This window comes from Lysinibacillus sp. EB271-A1-10B, assembly GCF_058791335.1.
In genome coordinates this window covers 1-20,753 of record NZ_JBYTDL010000007.1, presented here as the reverse complement: position 1 = coordinate 20,753, position 20,753 = coordinate 1, and the positions used below count along the sequence as shown (strand labels likewise).

18 protein-coding genes are annotated in these 20,753 nt (G+C 36.7%); 15 read left to right on the top strand and 3 right to left on the bottom strand.

The window, feature by feature from the left end; translation table 11 throughout:
- Positions 1-138: 138 nt before the first annotated feature.
- The 7 genes from AC3WSK_RS11525 (at position 139) to AC3WSK_RS11495 (ending at position 9,625) form a co-directional block, all read left to right on the top strand.
- Positions 139-1,302 carry a dicarboxylate/amino acid:cation symporter gene (locus AC3WSK_RS11525; protein WP_079561473.1) on the top strand — a complete coding sequence of 388 codons (1,164 nt, stop codon included), beginning with the start codon at positions 139-141 and terminating at the stop codon, positions 1,300-1,302.
- A gap of 689 nt (positions 1,303-1,991) precedes the next feature.
- Entirely contained in the window at positions 1,992-3,317 is a 1,326-nt protein-coding gene (locus AC3WSK_RS11520) for a nucleotide sugar dehydrogenase (RefSeq protein WP_079561474.1), read from the top strand.
- A 10-nt stretch (positions 3,318-3,327) separates the two neighbouring features.
- The gene (locus tag AC3WSK_RS11515) at positions 3,328-4,764 is read left to right on the top strand and encodes a polysaccharide deacetylase family protein (protein WP_240518272.1); all 1,437 of its coding nucleotides are present in this window, start codon (positions 3,328-3,330) and stop codon (positions 4,762-4,764) included.
- A gap of 5 nt (positions 4,765-4,769) precedes the next feature.
- The gene (locus tag AC3WSK_RS11510; protein ID WP_079561476.1) at positions 4,770-6,632 is read left to right on the top strand and encodes a glycosyltransferase family 2 protein; all 1,863 of its coding nucleotides are present in this window, start codon (positions 4,770-4,772) and stop codon (positions 6,630-6,632) included.
- Positions 6,629-8,380 carry a polysaccharide deacetylase family protein gene (locus tag AC3WSK_RS11505; RefSeq protein ID WP_492412379.1) on the top strand — a complete coding sequence of 584 codons (1,752 nt, stop codon included), beginning with the start codon at positions 6,629-6,631 and terminating at the stop codon, positions 8,378-8,380. Before AC3WSK_RS11510 ends, AC3WSK_RS11505 begins: the two co-directional genes overlap by 4 nt.
- 21 nt (positions 8,381-8,401) lie before the next feature.
- Positions 8,402-9,448, top strand: coding sequence for a glycosyl hydrolase family 18 protein (locus AC3WSK_RS11500; RefSeq protein ID WP_079561478.1), 1,047 nt, complete (start codon positions 8,402-8,404; stop codon positions 9,446-9,448).
- A gap of 9 nt (positions 9,449-9,457) precedes the next feature.
- Positions 9,458-9,625, top strand: a complete 168-nt coding sequence (locus AC3WSK_RS11495; protein WP_427484747.1) for a hypothetical protein — start codon at positions 9,458-9,460, stop codon at positions 9,623-9,625.
- Positions 9,626-9,709: 84 nt separating this feature from the next.
- Here the strand turns inward: AC3WSK_RS11495 and gltC are convergent, their stop codons facing one another.
- A complete protein-coding gene (gene gltC / locus AC3WSK_RS11490) occupies positions 9,710-10,612 on the bottom strand; it encodes a glutamate biosynthesis transcriptional regulator GltC (protein WP_079561480.1) in 903 nt (300 codons plus the stop codon).
- 718 nt (positions 10,613-11,330) lie between these two features.
- Here gltC and sufC point away from each other — a divergent pair.
- The 5 genes from sufC (at position 11,331) to sufB (ending at position 16,584) form a co-directional block, all read left to right on the top strand.
- Positions 11,331-12,110 (top strand): Fe-S cluster assembly ATPase SufC, encoded by a 780-nt coding sequence (gene sufC, locus AC3WSK_RS11485; RefSeq protein WP_068985348.1) that lies wholly within the window; start codon positions 11,331-11,333, stop codon positions 12,108-12,110.
- A gap of 18 nt (positions 12,111-12,128) precedes the next feature.
- Positions 12,129-13,436, top strand: coding sequence for a Fe-S cluster assembly protein SufD (gene sufD, locus AC3WSK_RS11480; protein WP_492412376.1), 1,308 nt, complete (start codon positions 12,129-12,131; stop codon positions 13,434-13,436).
- A complete protein-coding gene (locus AC3WSK_RS11475; RefSeq protein WP_079561482.1) occupies positions 13,436-14,665 on the top strand; it encodes a cysteine desulfurase in 1,230 nt (409 codons plus the stop codon). The genes sufD and AC3WSK_RS11475 overlap by 1 nt, the downstream gene beginning before the upstream one ends.
- Positions 14,655-15,083, top strand: a complete 429-nt coding sequence (gene sufU / locus AC3WSK_RS11470; protein ID WP_427484745.1) for a Fe-S cluster assembly sulfur transfer protein SufU — start codon at positions 14,655-14,657, stop codon at positions 15,081-15,083. Before AC3WSK_RS11475 ends, sufU begins: the two co-directional genes overlap by 11 nt.
- 103 nt (positions 15,084-15,186) lie before the next feature.
- Positions 15,187-16,584: a Fe-S cluster assembly protein SufB gene (gene sufB / locus AC3WSK_RS11465; protein ID WP_031417705.1), complete on the top strand. Its 1,398-nt coding sequence runs from the start codon at positions 15,187-15,189 to the stop codon at positions 16,582-16,584.
- 103 nt (positions 16,585-16,687) lie between these two features.
- On the opposite strand, the gene AC3WSK_RS11460 is transcribed toward sufB, so the two are convergent.
- Entirely contained in the window at positions 16,688-17,038 is a 351-nt protein-coding gene (locus AC3WSK_RS11460; protein ID WP_427484744.1) for a DUF3592 domain-containing protein, read from the bottom strand.
- 323 nt (positions 17,039-17,361) lie between these two features.
- Here AC3WSK_RS11460 and AC3WSK_RS11455 point away from each other — a divergent pair, with 323 nt between their 5' ends.
- From AC3WSK_RS11455 to AC3WSK_RS11445, 3 genes are all read left to right on the top strand, one after another.
- A complete protein-coding gene (locus AC3WSK_RS11455) occupies positions 17,362-17,811 on the top strand; it encodes an Rrf2 family transcriptional regulator (protein WP_079561560.1) in 450 nt (149 codons plus the stop codon).
- A gap of 70 nt (positions 17,812-17,881) precedes the next feature.
- On the top strand, positions 17,882-18,481 hold the full coding sequence (locus AC3WSK_RS11450) for a DsbA family oxidoreductase (protein ID WP_427484743.1): 600 nt from the start codon (positions 17,882-17,884) through the stop codon (positions 18,479-18,481).
- 97 nt (positions 18,482-18,578) lie between these two features.
- Positions 18,579-19,181 (top strand): nitroreductase family protein, encoded by a 603-nt coding sequence (locus tag AC3WSK_RS11445; RefSeq protein ID WP_427484742.1) that lies wholly within the window; start codon positions 18,579-18,581, stop codon positions 19,179-19,181.
- Positions 19,182-19,247: 66 nt separating this feature from the next.
- Here the strand turns inward: AC3WSK_RS11445 and AC3WSK_RS11440 are convergent, their stop codons facing one another.
- A complete protein-coding gene (locus AC3WSK_RS11440) occupies positions 19,248-20,072 on the bottom strand; it encodes a GNAT family N-acetyltransferase (RefSeq protein WP_492412372.1) in 825 nt (274 codons plus the stop codon).
- Positions 20,073-20,753: the final 681 nt, after the last annotated feature.

Genomic DNA, 20,753 nt, shown 5'->3' with positions numbered 1-20,753 from the left:
TTTATTGTTCGATAGAAAATAAAGAAAAGTTTTGCAATTCCGCCTATTCTCCGAACTGTATATTCTCACGATTGTTTATGTTAAATTACTACTAATACATTCGAGAAAGACAGTTGTTTTTTTAAGGAGGACATTATAGTGAAGTTTAAATTTGGTCTATTGGCAAAAATTATTGTCGCTATCTTTTTAGCGGTAATACTTGGAGGTTTTATGCCGGAGCCATTTGTACGTATATTTGCAACATTTAATGGCTTATTCGGTAATTTCTTAAACTTTGTAGTACCACTTATTATTATTGCATTTATTGCACCGGGCATTGCCCAGCTTGGGAAAGGCTCAGGAAAATTATTAGGCTTGGCAACATTCTTTGCTTATTTCTCAACAATCATTGCAGGCATGTTCGCCTTTTTAGTAGCGCGAAATGTGTTGCCTAACTTCATATCAAATGGTGCTATGGAAAGTATGAAAAACCCAGAGGAATTTTTAGCACAGGCATTCTTTAAAGTTGAAATGCCGCCATTAATGGGTGTGATGTCAGCATTAATTTTTGCATTCATCGTAGGGATTGGTATGACAGTCATCAAAGGCGATGTGATGAAACGTGGTTTTGAAGAGTTTAATGTAATCATTGAAAAGGTAATTGCATTTGTCATTATTCCACTTTTACCATTCCATATTTTTGGGATTTTCTTGAACATGACATATGGAGGTCAAGTAGCAAAAATCTTATCTGTCTTTGCAATTGTCTTCGTACTAATAATTGCGATGCATTGGGTAATATTGCTAGTGCAATACACTACTGCGGGAACTTTAAATAAGAAAAATCCGCTTAAGTTACTTCGAACAATGCTACCTGCGTATTTTACAGCATTAGGCACACAATCTTCAGCTGCGGCTATTCCGGTTACATTGCGACAATCACAAAAAACAGGGGCTTCAGAAAAAGTAACGAATTTTACAATCCCACTGTTTGCAACTATTCATTTATCAGGTAGTACAATTACAATCGTAACTTGCTCTTTAGGTGTTATGATGATGAACGGTATGGATATAGGCTTTGTGCAATATATCGGCTTTATATTTATGCTAGGTATTACAATGGTTGCGGCACCCGGTGTCCCAGGAGGAGGAGTCATGGCAGCAATAGGCTTACTGCAAACAATGCTCGGCTTCGACGAAACAATGGTTGCACTAATGATCGCACTGTATATAGCACAAGACAGCTTTGGTACAGCTACAAATGTAACGGGAGATGGTGCATTAGCCATGATTGTCGACCGTTTCAACAAACAAGCAAATTAATAAATATCAAAGTGAACGGATAGAATCACTAAAGAAAAAAATCGCCTGCTACGGCGATTTTTTTTTGCTTAGGTCGCGAAATAATATTGGAGTTCTCTTAAAGATTAACTAGGGGGTACTACTTTTCAAGATAAATAGCTAATGGTGATAAAGCGTTACGGATTCAATAGTATGAGGTAGCACACATTTTTTAAGACTAGAAAATTTTTTTGTGATAAGTAATTAAAGTTTTTACTTGCTGAAATTTAATAAAATTACATGTTTATGTAGGGATATATCGAAGGATTATAGTTCTAAAGAAAGGATGTGTGAGTTTATTTGGGATACTGGTAATTGGTAAAATAGTTATTTTTTCATTTATAAAGGAAATTGTATAGAAAATGTTAAGTTTTATTTAGTACTATATATGTATTAGATAGGTGCATTTTGAATTATAGGATAATGTTACTTCGTTGGATGTGCGATGAGGGAAAACATTACAAAAAAAATGAATCGTAAAAGAAATAACGATTGTAGAGATAGTCTTTGAATTAGGTTTTTAATTTCTTTCAGCAATTTTAGTAGCGAAAGTGAAACGCCAGCTACAAGTGTTTTTGTAGTGACATGCAAGCCTAAGCAAGAAATCGATTCTGGACGTAATTTTGCCGAGACATAATCGATCATAACTTAGACAAAGGAGGAATTTGTTTATGGGGATAAAAATTGAGCTAAGGGGATTAGCTTTATCAAAAAAAATCAAAACAAGAAGTGCAACAATTGGAATTGTTGGACTTGGTTATGTGGGGCTCCCGTTAGCCTTGGAAATCGTCAATAAAGGCTTTGCAGTAATTGGATTCGATAAAGACATTGAAAAAGTTACTAAAATAAAAAGCGGTGATAGTTATATTGCTGATATGTCTAATGCAGCCATAGAGAAAGCGGTTAATGAACAGAATTTTGAGCCGACATATGATTTTTCTAAACTTGCACAAGTAGATATTATTATTATTTGTGTACCAACACCTACAACCTCAGATGGAACACCTAATATCTCGTATATTGTTGATGCAGCAAATGCAATCGTACAGAACGTATCCTCAAATACTTTAGTTATTCTTGAAAGTACAACTTACCCTGGAACAACAGAAGAAATAGTTCAACCAATCTTAGAAAATGGTAACTTTGTTATTGGACAAGATCTATTTTTAGCTTATTCACCTGAACGTGTCGACCCTGGAAATTTTAATTTTTCAGTTTCCAACACGCCTAAAGTAGTTGGTGGAATAACAACATCTTGTTTAGAAGTTTCTAAGCTTTTTTATGAATCAGTAATCAATACAAATGTATTTGCTGTAACAAGTCCAAAGGTTGCCGAAATGGAAAAGTTACTAGAAAACACATTTAGGCAAATTAATATTGCTCTTGTCAATGAATTAAGTCAGATTTGTCATAAGATGGATATAGATGTGTGGGAAGTTATTGAAGCGGCTTCGACAAAGCCTTATGGTTTTATGCCATTTACACCTGGCCCAGGAGTAGGTGGTCATTGTATCCCGGTGGACCCTAAATATTTATTATGGGCTGGCCAGCAACATGGTATTGCTGCAACTTTAATTGAGACCGCTGATAAAATTAATAATTCCATGCCAAGCTTTGTAGTTGCAAGACTTGAAACTTATTTAAATGCGCAAGGAAAAGAGATAAGTGATGCGGAAATTGTAGTGATTGGAGTTTCCTATAAGCCAAATATTAATGATTTTAGAGAATCACCAGCATTACGTGTCATTGACGAATTAATGGACAAGCAATGTGGGCTAAATGTTATTGATCCATTTATTGAAACGTTTACAACTGGTAATTACATGTTAAACACAGTTTCACTTACAAAAGAAATCATTCAAAAAGCAGATGCTGTAGTCATTTTAACGAATCATACAACAATTGATTATTCATTAATTGATCAGCACGCTGCTTTAGTTTTTGATACACGTAATACCCATCACTTATTCGAGAATGAAAAATACTACAAATTATAGGAGGGATTCTGTGAATGTGAGTCGACTGAAAATATGTAGTCTATTATTCATTTTATTTTTAACAGGATGTCAATCGTCTGCTCAAACTAATCAGGTTCAACCAGTTGATTCAACAATTGAGGTAAAGGAACATGATGGGACGATGAGTGAAATTTATAGTCACGCAAGCATTCTTAGTCCGAGGATAGCATTAACCTTTAATGGGCTTGCTGACAATGAAACAATGCTGAAGCTATTAAAGGTATTAGACCAATGTAACATGAAGGCAACATTTTTTGTAGAAGGAACGCGAGTGGCACAAGATCCTGAGTTAGTGAAGGACATTTTAGCAAAAGGTCATGAAGTAGAAAATGGTACGCTGACGTTTCCTGATATGACCGATTTAAATTATGAAGAAACCTATAAAGAGATCTATTTAACGAATCAAGTTTTTGAAGAGCATCTAGGTTATACACCAAAATACGTTCGAAGTCGTTCTGGTGACTCAACTGACAATATGCGTTTAGCAACTAAAACGCTCAATATGAAGGGAGTCGTAGCATCTTCCATAAATCCGAAAGATCGAAATATGCAAAGTGCCGAAGAGATAACGGATTATATTCATCGTTTTATCAACAGTGGATCAGTCATTCATTTAAACACATACATTAATCCTGCGATTATTGATGTTGTACCACTATTGTCTCAATTGGGGAAAGAACAAGGATATGCTTTCTCTACATTAACGGACGTATTAGATGAGCAATATATAGCAAAACCCTTAGAGTCAATAGAAGGCTATGACGCTATTAAAGTGAATCTGGATTATGAAAATGTAAAACCAAATATGTACTACCGTAAAAATACTTCTAAAAAGGAAGTTGCTTTAACCTTTGATGATTGGGCGAGTGAGGAGAGACTTAAAGAAATTTTAGATGTTCTTGATAAGTATAACGTTCACTCTACATTCTTTTTAATCGGCAAAGGTGTGGAAAAGGAACCGCAACTAGCGCGATTAATTGTTGAGAAAGGCCATGAGGTTGCAAGCCACTCCTACAATCACCTTGATGTAACGACAATGACACCGGAGGAACTCCAAGAGGATGTCGTGAAGGCGCATAAGGCGTTAACATATGCCTTACAGGAAGAACCTTTATTGTATTTCAGACCTAATAAAGGTGCTATTAATGAAGAATCAGCGAAAATTATTGCCGCAACAGGTATCAAATCCATTGCTATGTACGATATTGCATCATTCGATTGGAATTTAGAATATACCGTTTCAGATATTTATAATCGTGTGATGAGTAGGATTGGTCCAGGAAAAGTAATTGTTATGCACATTTTAGATGGTACAAAAACAGTCGAGGCTTTACCAGTAATCATTGAAAAGCTGCAAAAAGATGGGTATAGCTTTGCAAAAATGTCGACTTGGATTGAAGAAGATTCAAATAAGAAAGTGAATTGATAATCATGAATAAGAAAAAAGAGATTTTAACGATACCGCGCTCTGATCGACGAATTTTATCGAATATTCCTGACCCAGAAAATGTACGAAATCTCGTTAATCGACGAGGTGCTTCGTATCAAAAGGAAGAAATCGATCCTACAGATGTCAATGAAATATATCGTTTACAGCTGTTAAGTTTACGCTATGAAACTAATTTTGAAGTACAAATTAAAAGAGTAAAGCAAAAGGTTAGTGACAAACATTATGCGGAGGATATTTCGGTTACAGGTATCCTTATATTTTCAAATAGTCCTAATAATTTTGAAATAGATGAAATTATTACGATGAAATTTACTATACCTGGTGGTGCGATGCCGGAGGGCTATGAATCTAAGGTAAAGGTAAAAGCGAAAGTTGTTCGCCATTTTACGAAAGAAGTAGATGGTGAAACTAGATGCTATTATGCATGTGAATTTCTACAGCCTTTAAATGACTATATGACTAAAAAACGTTGGGGACTATCAATCTTTGTGGCAAGTTTATTTCTATTGATTGTTTCTCTTATTGTGGTATTAATGAGGGCTGAAAGTGTTATTTATTTCAGATTCAATAAATTCCTATATCTATATAGTATTATTGCTGCAACATTTCTTTTAAGTCGATATTTATTCGGTATTTTCTATAGGAATGTCCCGATAAATCCTAAATTTGAACCGGGCGTTTCTATTATTATTCCAGTGTTTAACGAAGAAGAGTGGATTCATAGAACAATTTTAAGCTGTATTAATCAGTATTATCCTGTAGACAAATTAGAAGTTATTGTTGTAGATGACTATTCAACAGATAGAACTGAGGAAAAAGCTAAAGAAATGATTGAACTTATTCATAGTGAGGGTGAGCGATTTAAAACAAAGAATCGTTTAAGCTTCCATAAGCTACCTCAAAATGGGGGGAAACGAGAGGCTCTAGTGGCCGGAGTGCATCTAGCCAAACACGATTTAGTCGTTTTCGTAGATTCAGATAGTTTTTTAGAACCTCATGCTATTCGAAATATAGTGCAGCCTTTCCAAGATCCTAAAATGGGCGGTGTGGCTGGAAGAACAGAGGTTGAAAATAAATTTACAAATGCTCTGACAAAATTGCAAACCGTTCGCTATTATATAGCCTTCCGGATAATGAAAGCTGCTGAGTCTTGGTTTGATACAGTAACTTGTTTATCTGGTCCATTAGCGTGTTATCGAAAAGAGCTTATTTTAAAGAATGAAACAGCATGGTTAAACCAAAAATTTCTTGGACAACCCGCAACATTCGGTGATGACCGTAGTATGACAAATTATATTTTAAAAACACATCGAACGGGATATCAGGATAATGCCGTATGTTCTACAATTGTTCCATCAGATTCAAAAGTCTTTTTATCTCAACAAATGAGATGGAAACGATCTTGGCTACGCGAATCGTTACGAGCATTTTTATTTATGTGGAAGAAGGAACCTTTTATGTTTCTTTTCTTCATCATCGGTTTAATCGTACCGATAGCAGCCCCTATTGTTGTTGTTTACAATCTACTTTATGTGCCAATTATGCATGGCGTTTTTCCAACTACGTTTTTAATGGGCTTGTTATTGATGGCAATGCTAATGAGTTTGGCCCATCTTTTCTTTCGAAAAAGTAAGTTATGGACATTTGGCTTTATCTTTGTACTTTTCTATGAATTTATTTTGCTGTGGCAAATGCCTGTTGCATGGGTTACATTTTGGAAATCAACATGGGGTACGAGAGAAACACCTCAAGATGTCATCGCCAAAGAAAAGAAATTGGAAAAACAAAAATTGCGAAAATCCCGATTTTCGATTCTAAATAGAAAAATGGGTGAGAAGAAATGAGTGAAAAAAATGTTGTATTAAATCCAGCAAAAAAAAACCGAAGGAAAATAATACGATCCATTGTTCAAGCGATTATCGTTATATTTTTAGCGATCATTTTAATACGTGTAGTGTTTTTAACAGAAAAAAGGGTAGAGGAAACGGTTCCTCTAGAAAATAAAGATGGTTTCATCGCATTATCATATTTTGGTGTGAGCAGAGGCGAGTCTCCTAAATACGTATCTAAAGAGAATTTAAAAAAACAACTAGCATTACTTGAAAGTCAGGGTTATCAAACAATTACTCAGCAAGATATTTTAGATTTTTATCAGAAAGACAAACCGTTGCCAGAAAAAGCTTTGTTTTTATCATTTGAAGATGGACGGACAGATTCTAGTATATTTGCTCAAAACATCATGGAGGATCTAAACTATAAAGCTACGATGTTTACGTACGCCAATAAAATGGATACACGGGACAACAAATTTTTAAAGCCGAAAGACTTATTACTCATGGAGAAAAGTGGGTATTGGGAGTTGGGCTCTAATGGGTACCGTCTAACATATATTAATATTTTTAATAATAAAGGACAGTCGTTAGGTGTATTAGATGAAAATAATGTGCCGAATAAAACAACTATCGAATATTATAATCATTATTTAATGGACTTCATTCGCAATCAATATATGATTCCAAGTGAAACGCGACAGGAAATGGAAAAACGTATTCAAAAAGATTACAAGCTAATGCAAGATATTTATGAGGAGGAATTAGGAGAAGTTCCTAAAGCTTATGCGATTATGCATTCCAACTCACTTTATAATAATATGGATTCGTTAGTTGAACGTGCGAATAATAAAGAAATTAAAGATAAATTTAATATGCATTTCAATTTGGAGCTAGGGGCATATAATGATGCGGATGCTAATCTTTATAACTTAAGTAGATTGCAAGTTTCGCCCTATTGGTCTACCAATCACTTGATGATGAAAATCCGCCAAGCTAGTAAGCAAAATGTAGAATTTGAAGTCGGAGATCCTAATCGAGCAAAAGAATGGTCTGTCATGAATGGTGCAGCAGAATATGAAAATAATGCGATTACTATAACATCTGCACCTGCTAGTGAAGGTCGGGTAATATTGAAGGAAACACTTCCAGAGCAATATAATATAAACTTTGCCTTTAAAGGGAATGTCGTTGGACAACAATCTATTTATTTAAACTATGATGAAAAAAATGATAGCTATATTCGGGTAGCTTTAATCGATAATGAGATTGTTGTTTCTGAGAAAACACCAGAATCAAGCGTTGTTGAGAAGGGGCGTTTCCCGTTAAATGAAATAAAGTGGAATGAAGAAGAGTATGCATTTAATAAGGCTACTGTATACAATTATCAGGATACGCAAAAAGGCTCTAGAATTGATAAGGAAGAATATCCACGAAACCTAACAAAAACAAGAGAATTTAACATTGCTGTTAATAAGGATAAAATTAAGATAGATGTAGATAAGGTATTATCCAAAACAATACAAGTAAATCCTGATATTCAAGGATCACAAATTGGATTTGGTGCGATGTTCAGCACAAAAGAAACTTCGCATGAACAGTATGCAGATGATATTTATGATACATTCATCGAAGATATTTTGATTACAGATAGTAACGATCGTACACTTTTTACTAACCAATACACGAACTTCGATAAAGTAAAGCACAAAACAATGACTTTCATTAATAGCGTTGTGGATTTCTTTATTGAAACCTTCTAAAGCGGGGAGAACTAAATTCAAGTGAAAAAAATTTTATTGTTTATCTGTCTAGCGCTACTAATTATCACGGCCTGTAATAATAGTAAAGAAGAACCTGTGAAGGCGAGAGAACTATTGAAGAACAAAGAAAAGCTTCAATTATCTATTTGGTTACCTGAATGGCAAATCAAATCTGCCATCGAGGATGTGGGAAATTCAGAACAGGGCTTACAAGACATTCGCGTTTTTGGTGCTTATTTTAATGAGAGTGACCAATTATTATTAACTGAAGATACGATAGAAATGTTGAAACAAACACAGCAACAATTTAATGAATCACATCAAGTGATACTTACGTTAATTAACGATACTGTTACAGATAACGCCCCTTCAGTTCAGAAGGATAGCAAATTATTAAATCGATTGTTTCAAAATGCGTCATCAAGGCAGCGACATATTGATAATATTTTGCAAGTTGTTGACCAATACAATGTGAATGGTATCGAAATTGATTATGAAAAGGTTGCTAAAGAGGACCTTCCTGGGTATGTCCGTTTCCTAAACGAACTTTATAAACAGTTATCAAAAAAAGGTATTTCATTACATGTCGTACTAGAGCCTAGCTTCCCGTTTGATGTTAAATTGCCAAATGGACCTAAATATACAGTGATGGCTTATAATGTGCACGGATATCATAGTGGTCCAGGTGCAAAGGCGGACTTTTCATTTTTAAATGATTTAATAAAAAAAATTAAGAAGTCCAATCAAAAACTAGCGATTGCTTTTGCAACTGGGGGATTTGAATGGGTAAATCAAGGCAAAACAGTTGCATTAACAGAGATAGAGGCAGAGGAATTACTGAACAAAACGAAAGCGGTTAAACAACGAGATAAAGCAAGTGGTGCTGTATATTTCACGTATGTAGATGAACAAAAAGTGAAGCATGAAGTTTGGTATGCCGATCAGGAAACACTTGAAAAATGGACAGCACACGTACGAAAGAAACGCTACAATGAGATTGTTTTATGGCGTGCCGGAGGTCTAAGTTCGAAAACGTTACAATGGATTAACGAACAATCAGAGGAGTGACGAATCGGATTGCTAGAGAGACGGATGGCACAGTCGAAGTCGTGGATAGAACAGCCGAAGTCGTGGATAGAACAGCCAAAGTCGTGGATAGAAACGTCAAAGTGGCGGATAGAGAAGCCAAAATCGTGGATAGAATCGCCAGAGCGACGGAAAGACCCGACGAAACGACGGATATAAATATCAAAGCGACAGAAAGAACCGCCAGAACGACGGAAAGAAACACCTAAACCTACAAAAAAATCGCCACATACGGCGATTTTTTTATTGGAATTGAGAAAGTCGTGAAAAGAAATTGGTAACGAAGTCTAAAAATATTTTTTCTGATGGAGCAATTTCGCGGTTTACAGGTGAAATAATACCGACTGTTCTTGGAATTGTAGGTGATTTAATCGGTACCTTTACTGTGAAGCGAGCAGCTGAATCATATAGGGAGCTTTCTGGTAATAAGCTAACCCCGATGCCCGCAGCGACAAGACCTTTTAGTGCATCTAAGTCTTCACCCTCAGAGATGACTTTTGGCAAGAAGCCGGCAGCGCGACAGGCATCCATAGCTACTTTATGTAAAATATAGCCATCTGGGAATAACACAAATAAATCATTACGTAAATCAGCAAGTTGAATACTTTCTTTTTTGGCTAATGGATGTTTTGCTGGCAGTAATGCAGCGATATTTTCAGTAAATAATATGGTTGAACGAATTGTTTCGTCCTTCGGTGGAAGTGGACCTAAAAAAGCTAAATTTAACTCGCGGTTTTTGACTGCATCGATTAAAAAACGATAAGAACCTTGACGGAGTTGGAATTGCAAATCTGGATATTCACGCGTAAAGGCAGAAATAACAGTTGGCAATACATAGCTAGCTAAGCTTGTTGGAAAGCCGATTTTTATTGTACCTTTAGCAGGGTTTAAATATTCTTCAACTTGCTTTGCGGCAAAATCGATGGCTTTTAAAGCAGTAATGGTGTGCTCGAGAAATGTTTTTCCAATCGGTGTTAATTTAACATTGCGTCCTACACGTTCAAAAAGTGGTGTGCCTAATTCATCTTCTAAATTAGCAATTTGTCGGCTTATTGCAGATTGAGCAACATGAAGATGTTCGGCAGCCTCTGATATGTGTTCGCGTTCTGCAACTTCAACAAAATATCGTAATTGACGTAACTCCACTAGATATTCACCTCTATTAATCGAAAAATACGATTGATTATTCTTCAATTATATACTATTAAGATGAAAATAACTGAAAATAAACAAATGTTAACCGGTGCGAATTAAATGACGGGATATCTCAGTAGCTTCATTGAAGCGCGGAGAGGAACGAATGCTAAATGCGTCACGCCCTGTAATAAAGCCTTCGTGACCAACACCTGCCACTGTCGCGCAAAAACAACTACCGCTACTGCAACGTTAGCACTTCACTGCCGCGCAAATAAGATCCTGCTGCCCCGAAGTCCCCAGCCGGAACGGAAATCCCTCACGTTATGGTGGTAAATCTTTTTTTACGAACTAGAACTCTATAAATTTCTTTCCCTTATTTGATTCTATTCTAATAAAAAAGGTTATAGTATTGGTACTGTTCTTTATACATTTTTGTCACAAAACCGCTACAATTAGCGATTCCTAAGGGGTTTCCACTATGTAGCTAGATGAAATCCGTTCTCAATTAGATTTATTTTATTGAAAATAAGGGAAGTCGATTCTCATTGTCAATAACGATAAGCAATATTTTGAAAATGCTTACAAACTCTTTGTTTTTAAGGATTGTTTCAAAGAAAAGTGAAAGTGATTGAAATGGTTTGCATAGAGAACGATTTTCAGTTAAGATTAGAATGATGATAATTAAGGGATGGTTCACCATTCACTGAACACACTATGGAGGTATTTTATGTCAACTTTAGTTATTAAAGATCTTCACGTTGAAATCGACGGGAAAGAGATTTTAAAAGGCGTAAATCTTACGATCAATACAAATGAAATTCATGCAATCATGGGACCAAACGGAACTGGTAAATCTACACTAGCTTCTGCAATTATGGGTCACCCTAAATATGAAGTAACTTCTGGTACAGTTGAGCTTGATGGCGAGAATGTACTTGAAATGGAAGTGGACGAGCGTGCTCAAGCAGGTTTATTCCTAGCTATGCAATATCCTTCTGAAATCGCTGGTGTAACTAATGCTGATTTCTTACGTTCAGCTATCAATGCACGTCGTGAAGAAGGCGATGAAATTTCTCTAATGAAATTTATCCGTGAATTAGATAAAAACATGGAATTCCTTGAAATGAATGAAGATATGGCACAACGTTATTTAAATGAAGGTTTCTCTGGCGGTGAGAAAAAACGTAACGAAATTCTTCAATTAATGATGATTAAACCAACTTTCGCAATTTTAGATGAAATTGACTCTGGTCTTGATATTGACGCGCTTAAAGTTGTTTCAAAAGGAATCAATGCAATGCGTGGAGAAGGCTTCGGCTGCTTAATGATCACTCACTACCAACGTCTACTTAACTACATTACACCAGACCATGTACACGTAATGATGCAAGGCCGTGTTGTTAAATCAGGTGGCGAAGAGTTAGCACAACGTTTAGAAGCGGAAGGCTATGACTGGATAAAAAAAGAATTAGGTATCGAAGAAGAAACAGAAGAACAAGAAGCATAAGAGGGAGGACGAACTAGCATGACAGAGGAACTTAACTTGCCTGTAACAGTACAGGACGTGCGCTCGTTCTCAGAAGCAAAGCGAGAACCGGCTTGGTTTACTGAGCTTCGCGCGGCAGCACTAGACAAAGCAACTGGTTTAGATATGCCAAAACCAGACAGAACAAATATTACAAAATGGGATTTCTTAAATTTCCCAACTCATACAGTTGACAGTGAAGGATTTGCTTCACTTGATGCTTTACCAGAAGAAGCAAAAAGCTTAATTGATCTTGAAGCACAAGAAAACCTTTATGTTCAACGCAATAATACACCAGCTTTCATTAAAACATCACAAGAATTAGCTGATAAAGGTGTTATTTTTACAGATATTTTAACGGCGGTTCGTGAACACGGTGACCTTGTTAAAAAGTACTTCATGACAGAAGCTGTAAAAGTTGATGAGCATAAATTAACTGCGCTTCATGCGGCACTTGTTAACGGTGGTGTATTCGTATATGTACCGAAAAATGTAATTATTGAACAGCCACTTCAAGTAATCTTCTTAAACGATAACGCAGAAGCTTCATTATATAACCACGTGTTAGTTGTAGCTGAAGCAAATTCAGCTGTAACATATGTTGAAACATATATTTCAACAGTTGAAGAAGCAAAAGGTCAAGCAAATATTATTGCTGAAGTAGTAGTTCAAGACAACGCACAAGTTACTTACGGTGCGGTTGATGTACTTGCGAAAGGATATACTACTTATGTAAATCGTCGTGGACGCCTAGCTCGTGATGCGAAAGTAGATTGGGCTCTTGGCTTAATGAATGACTCAGATACTATTTCTGAAAACATTACACATCTAATCGGTGACGGTTCTAATGCTGATACAAAAACAGTCGTTGTTGGTCGCGGTGAACAAAAACTTAACTTCACTACTGAAGTTCGTCACTGGGGTAAGAACTCAAATGGTCATATCTTAAAGCATGGTGTAATGAAAGAAGCGGCACAATCAATCTTTAACGGCATTGGCTACATCGAAAAAGGTGCGACAAAAGCGGATGCACAACAAGAATCACGTGTGTTAATGCTTTCTGAAAAAGCTCGTGGCGATGCAAACCCAATTCTATTAATCGATGAAGACGATGTAACAGCAGGACACGCAGCATCTGTTGGCCGAGTTGATCCACTGCAACTTTACTACTTAATGAGTCGTGGTATCTCGAAAGCAGAAGCAGAGCGCCTTGTTATCCATGGATTCCTTGCGCCAGTTGTTACGCAATTACCAATCGAAGGCGTTCAAAAGCAACTGACGGAGGTTATTGAAAGGAAAGTTCGCTAATGATGAATAAAGACATTAAAAGCTATTTCCCGATTTTAAATCAGGAAGTAAACGGTCATAAACTTGTTTACCTTGATAGCGCAGCAACTTCTCAAAAACCTATTCAAGTAATTGAAGCGATGAAGCATTATTATGAATTTGATAATTCCAATGTTCACCGTGGTGTGCATACATTGGGTAATCGTGCTACTGACAAGTATGAGGGCGCACGTGAAAAGGTTCGTAATTTTATTAATGCTACTTCAACACAAGAAATTATTTTTACTCGCGGTACTACAACTGCTTTAAATACAGTAGCAGCAAGTTATGGTCGTGCTAATGTGGCTGATGGTGATGAAATTGTCATTACCCACATGGAACACCATTCCAATATTATTCCTTGGCAACAGCTTGCAAAGGAAAAAAATGCAACACTGAAATATATTGAGCTCGAAGCAGATGGCACACTTAATCTAGAAAAGGTTCGTGCGACAATTACACCTAAAACAAAGATTGTGTCGGTGTCTATGGCGTCAAACGTCCTTGGAACGATTAACCCAATTAAAGAAATCGCTCAAATTGCGCATGCTAACGGTGCGGTAATGGTAGCGGATGCTGCACAAGCAGCACCACATATGAAAATCGATGTACAGGATTTGGATGTAGATTTCTTAGGGTTCTCAGGTCATAAAATGTGCGGACCAACTGGGATAGGTGTACTATATGGTAAAAAAGAACACCTTGAAAAGATGGAGCCAATTGAATTTGGTGGCGAAATGATTGACTTTGTTGGACTTCATGAGTCGACGTGGAAAGAATTACCGTGGAAATTTGAAGGTGGAACTCCTATTATTGCAGGTGCAATAGGTTTAGGGGCTGCTATCGATTTCTTAACTGAAATTGGGCTAGATAAAATTGCGGAGCACGAGCATAAGCTTGCAGGCTACGCGATGGATCAGCTTGAAACAATTGACGGACTTAAAATTTTTGGCCCACGTGACCCGATGAAGCGTTGTGGCCTTGTAACGTTTAACCTAGACGATGTACATCCACATGATGTGGCAACGGTTCTTGATATGAGCGGTATTGCTGTTCGTGCAGGACATCATTGCGCGCAGCCACTAATGAAATGTCTTCAACAAGTAGCGACAGCGCGTGCAAGCTTCTATCTGTATAACACAGAAGAAGATATTGACCGCTTAGTGGCAGGGTTACGTTCTGCGAAGGAGTATTTTGGCGATGTCTTTTAATAATTTAGATCAACTATATCGTTCAGTCATTATGGATCACTATAAAAATCCTCGTAATAAAGGATTTATAGAAAACGATGCTGTAACGATTGATATGAACAACCCGACTTGTGGAGACCGTATTCACTTAACGCTAAAAGTGACTGACGGTATTGTCGAGGATGCGAAGTTTGACGGTGAAGGCTGTTCAATTTCGATGTCTTCTGCTTCCATGATGACGCAGCTCATCAAAGGGAAAAAAATTGATGAAGCATTAGAGCTTGCTGATGTTTTTTCTAAAATGATGATGGGTGAAGACTATAGCGATAAATATGACCTTGAGGATGTTGAGGCACTACAAGGTGTTTCTCAATTCCCTGCACGTATTAAATGTGCAACATTAGCTTGGAAAGCGATGGAAAAAGGTGTTAAGGAATAAATAATTCCTAATTTCAAGTGAAAGCATTAATTGTGCTTTCACTTGAAGTAAGGTTATTGAGCATTAAACAAAATAACAATTATTTATGAACGGAGGAGAAAAGATGGCTAAAAAAATGCCTGATATTGGCGATTACAAATACGGATTCCATGACAAGGACGTATCAATTTTCCGTTCAAAACGTGGTTTAACTGAAGAAATCGTCCGTGAAATTTCTAATATGAAACAAGAGCCAGAGTGGATGCTTGAGTACCGCTTAAAAGCACTTGAAACTTTCTATACAAAACCAATGCCGCAATGGGGTGGCGACCTAGGAGATTTAGATTTTGATGAAATTACGTATTACGTAAAACCATCAGAAGCTACACAAAAATCTTGGGATGAAGTACCTGATGAAATTAAAGCTACTTTTGATAAATTAGGTATTCCAGAAGCAGAGCAAAAATACCTTGCAGGTGTATCTGCTCAGTACGAATCTGAGGTTGTTTATCACAACATGAAACAAGACCTTGAAGATCTTGGTATTGTGTTCAAAGATACTGACTCAGCTTTACGTGAAAACGAAGATATTTTCAAACAATACTGGGGCAAAGTGATTCCTTACACTGACAACAAATTTGCTGCACTAAACTCAGCAGTTTGGTCAGGTGGATCATTCATCTATGTACCACCAGGTGTAAAAGTGGAAACGCCATTACAAGCTTACTTCCGTATTAACTCTGAAAACATGGGTCAATTCGAACGTACGTTAATTATTGTAGATGAAGGCGCGCACGTACACTACGTTGAAGGTTGTACAGCTCCTGTTTACACAACAAACTCTTTACACTCAGCAGTAGTAGAAATTGTTGTACGTAAAGATGCATACTGCCGTTATACAACGATTCAAAACTGGGCAAACAACGTTTACAACCTAGTAACAAAACGTACAGTTGTTGAAGAAAACGGTACAATGGAATGGATCGACGGTAACATCGGTTCTAAGTTAACAATGAAGTACCCAGCTTGTATCCTTAAAGGTGAAGGCGCTCGTGGTATGACATTATCAATCGCATTAGCAGGTAAAGGTCAACACCAACACGCAGGTGCGAAAATGATTCATATGGCACCAAACACATCTTCAACAATCGTTTCTAAATCGATTGCCAAACAGGGTGGTAAGGTAACATATATGGGTCAAGTTCGTTTCGGCCCTAAAGCAAGTGGTGCACGTGCTAATATCGAATGTGATACGTTAATCATGGACAACCAATCTACTTCAGATACAATTCCATACAACGAAATCTTAAATGATAATGTTTCTTTAGAGCATGAAGCGAAAGTTTCAAAAGTATCAGAGGAACAATTATTCTACTTAATGTCTCGTGGTATTTCTGAAGAAGAAGCGACAGAAATGATCGTAATGGGCTTCATCGAGCCATTCACAAAAGAATTACCAATGGAATACGCAGTAGAAATGAACCGCCTAATCAAGTTTGAAATGGAAGGTTCAATCGGATAATATAAGTAAAACCCCGTCACATCAACGTTTGTGGCGGGGTGTTTTTTTGCTTTCTTTGCGGTGTTAAAAGAATTATCACCATTCATTTTTCCAATGATACCTTCTATATTTTATATTTGAGTTTAAACAGATTGGGCTTCCTTTTATTATAAAGAATCGTTATCCATTGTCCTTCCTCAAAAAAAGGACGATTTTTCGTATGCGTCCATACTTTGCTCGTGACGGTGATAGGTTTATTTTGGAATGACGTAAATTGTACTGTCAGCTTCACCCTACGTTGTGATTCGCCTTTTGCATATGTAACCTCATTGGCAACTGTTCGGTGTGAAAAATCACTTTCGATAATCTGTGCGTTCGTTTCAATCCATTCAATTTTTTGATACTTCAATGGTAATAGCCATAGCGTGACGAGAATGATTAGAAAAAAGATACTCAAACCAATAATAATGAACATTTGTATCCTCACTTATTTTCTTTTTTTATTAAAATGTTAGAATATTAAGCTTCCAGAACTTAAAAAGTGAAATAAGGGAACCTGCTAGAGAGCGGTCCTTTACTTATTAAGTAATTATAACGCTATAAAGGTAATATTTTGTAGTCTTGAAGCTTCGATTATTACTTAGTACTCTTATATCTCCATGAGAAGTGCGAATGTGGCGGTCTCAAAAGTGCCCAAGCATCGTATAAAATAGTTTTGTCATATATAATATTTTTTTCAAAAATAGTTGACTTATTTTCAAGTTGTAACTATAATGGTTACAGCTGGAGGTGATGAAGATCAAAATTAGCAGTCGTTTTACAATCGCTGTTCATATTTTATCAATCATCAAGCAAAATCCATCGACCATTTGTACATCGGAATTTATGGCGGAGAGCGTAAATACAAATCCGGTAGTAATTAGGAAAATAGTATCCTATCTTAAAAAGGCAGGTATAGTGCAAGTGCGCCGGGGAACAGGTGGAGCTTCTTTGGTCAAAGATCTAGAGGCCATCACTTTGCTAGAGGTTTTTCGTTCAGTAGAAGTTGTAGAAGAAGATCAGTTATTTCATTTACATGAAAATCCAAATCCTGATTGTCCTATAGGTGCCAATATACAGGCTGTGTTAGAGCTGATTTTAGTGCAAGCACAAGAAGCTATGGAACAAGTATTAGCCAATATTACTATGGCGCAAGTAATTACATCTTTAATCCGTGAGATTCAACAATCACAAAAAATGCATTCTTGAATGCATTATTTATTTGACTTAGTTGTAACTAAGATGGTTACAACTAAAAGAGAAAGAGAGGTTTTAGTGGGTGACGCTTAAAATAAAAGCATATTCGGATTTTATTTGTCCTTTCTGTTTTTTAGGGAAAGGGCCATTAGATGAAATTGCAAATGAAAAGAATATTGAAATAGAGTGGATGCCATTTGAGTTAAGACCTGAACCATATCCGAAAATTGACCCTTGGAAGGAGCCGGCTAAATTAGGATCATGGGATTCCTATATTCTCCCTACAGCTAAAAAGCTAGGGATTGATATGCGATTACCGCGTGTATCCCCACATCCTTATACAAATTTAGCTTTTGAAGGATATCAATTTGCTAAGGTGCATGGAAAGGGAAATGAATTTCATCATAGAATTTTCACAGCGTTTTTCCAAGAAGAACAAAATATTGAGGATGTAGAAGTGTTAACTCAATTAGCGAATGCGGTAGGTTTACCTACAGGAGAATTCAAAGAAGCTTTACGTTCAGGTAAATATCGGGAAGCTCATCAAGAAGCTTTAAAGCATGCTTATGAAGAGGCGAATATTACTGCCGTTCCTACATTAATTATTGGTGATGAAATAATCCAAGGATTAGCTAGTAAAGAAAGACTAGCACAAGTGATCGATCAGCAATTAAAAAAGTAGGTTATGTAAATGATTTAAACAGTAGTGTATAAAATAAAGCTACTTGTAAAAATCTATGTAGATAAATAAATCTTATTAAAATTTGGAGGAAATACAAATGTCAGTAACAACAACTAATTTAAAAGAAGCAATTATTAATCGTCGTTCAATCCGTAAGGTGAAAAAGAACACAGCAATTACAAAAGAAAAAATTGAAGAGCTATTAAAAATCAGTGTACATGCACCGTCTTCATTTAATATGCAAAGTGGACGTGTAGTAGTATTAATGGATAATGAACACGAAAAGTTTTGGGACATTGTCAAAGAAACATTACGTGCACGTGTGCCAGCTGAAAATTTTGCAGCGACTGAAGAGCGCTTACAAGGCTTTAAAGATGGCGTAGGAACAATTTTGTTCTTTGAAGACCAAGCAACAATCAAACAAATGCAAGAAAACGCGCCTTCTTATAAAGAGCAATTCCCATTCTGGTCACATCAAGGAAATGCAATGTTACAATACGCAACATGGATGTCTTTAACTACTGAAGGAATTGGCGCATCTCTTCAGCACTATAATCCAATTATTGACGAGGAAGTTAAACAAACTTGGGATATTCCTGCAGAATGGAGTCTTGTAGCTCAAATGCCATTTGGTGAACCAAATGAACAACCAGGAGAAAAAACTTCTTTACCTTTTGAAGATGTAGTGAAGTTTTATTAATTAAAATATAACTACAATTAAACCCCATTAAGTGGACACGGTTCACTTAATGGGGTTTCTAACATATTAGTAGAATGAAAACTCGTATCCTACATAGTTGAAAACATTGGAAAACCCTATATTTTCTGCTACAGCGATGGATGGTTTGTTTGAGTCCATACAATCCCAATATGGAACCGAACTTTGCGTTAAGCAATCTTTTACAAAATAGTGAGCTAACTTTTGGGCTAATTTATTTCCTCGGTGAGCTTCTAATGTTTCAATGTCAATACAGTGGGTATTCTCAACGACAAAGCCTGAAAAACAAAGACTAACAATGTAACGATCGTAAACGATACAGTATCCGATCCCTGTATTCAAGAAACACTCAATTGAAGCCCAAAACGATAATATTTTAGAGTGTAAAAATGCGGGGTTTTTAATTGTGTTATCTTCAAACAGAGCGTTATCCATTTTTAAAACAGTATAGCCTTCTTTAATATTTGGCACATTATTGGCTTTATAGTTTTCTTTATGAAGCTTATATACTCTTTGCTTCCAACTACCAAGTTCCTGATGCTTAAATATTTTTTCAATCGTTTTATTCCACTTTTGATGAATACCAATGCCTTCGAAGTAATACAATCCCACTTTTTTCGCCTCTGGTACAATTACCTGATCAATAAAGTCGTTAATTTGATTATTAAATTGTTCATTATCTTCATTTCCTATAAAGAGAAATCCATCATTGTTCCCTAACCAAATAAGTGCTGATTGTGGTGAATCGATTTGATCCGCAAATATTCGACCAGGATTCACTCCCTCTACGACAGCTTTTACTTCTAATTGACCGTGCTCATTTAACAAAGCTTTACACCTGTAAAATTTATTTTTCTGCAGTTCAGTAATCATTTACATCTATCCTTTCACGTTCAGAATGATAATTAATAAAACGTATATTATGTGTATAAGTTGATTGGAGTGGAGGCTGGGCGACTCCTTGGGGATCAGCGATATAGAGGAACGAAGGTTAAAACCATCACATCCTGTGATAGCGCCTTCGTGACCAACATCGGTGCTGTTGCTGTCGCTGCACTTTCGCACAAACAAAACCCTCTGCTGCTGCCGCTACGTTAGCACTACGCTTTCGCGCAAAAAACATCCTGCTGCTGCCGCTACGTTAGCACTACGCTTTCGCGCAAAAAACATCTGTTGGCCCGAGACCCTGGAGCGAGCCTTGCGAGTGAAGCGGCTCATCGGACGCCCCAGGAAGCTCTGCTCTGCGCGAAAGCGAAGCGTCAGCGGCAAATGTTTTAACTGTGCGAAAGCGAAGCGGCAGCAACAAAGCGCCTAGCCGGAGCGGAAATCAACTCCACATTTTGATGATAATCCTATATTTCGTCGTAAAGGTAATTTGTGGTAATATCCATCTTTACCTTATTTATGAGCTATGATTTTTTAAGATACGTTTAATTAGAAGGTGTATGCTATGATAAATGTACATGAAGGAGGGACCCACATGATTATAGTTGGATTAACTGGTTGGGGCGATCATCCTTCACTGTATAGTGGAGTGACTGCCTCAAAGGACAA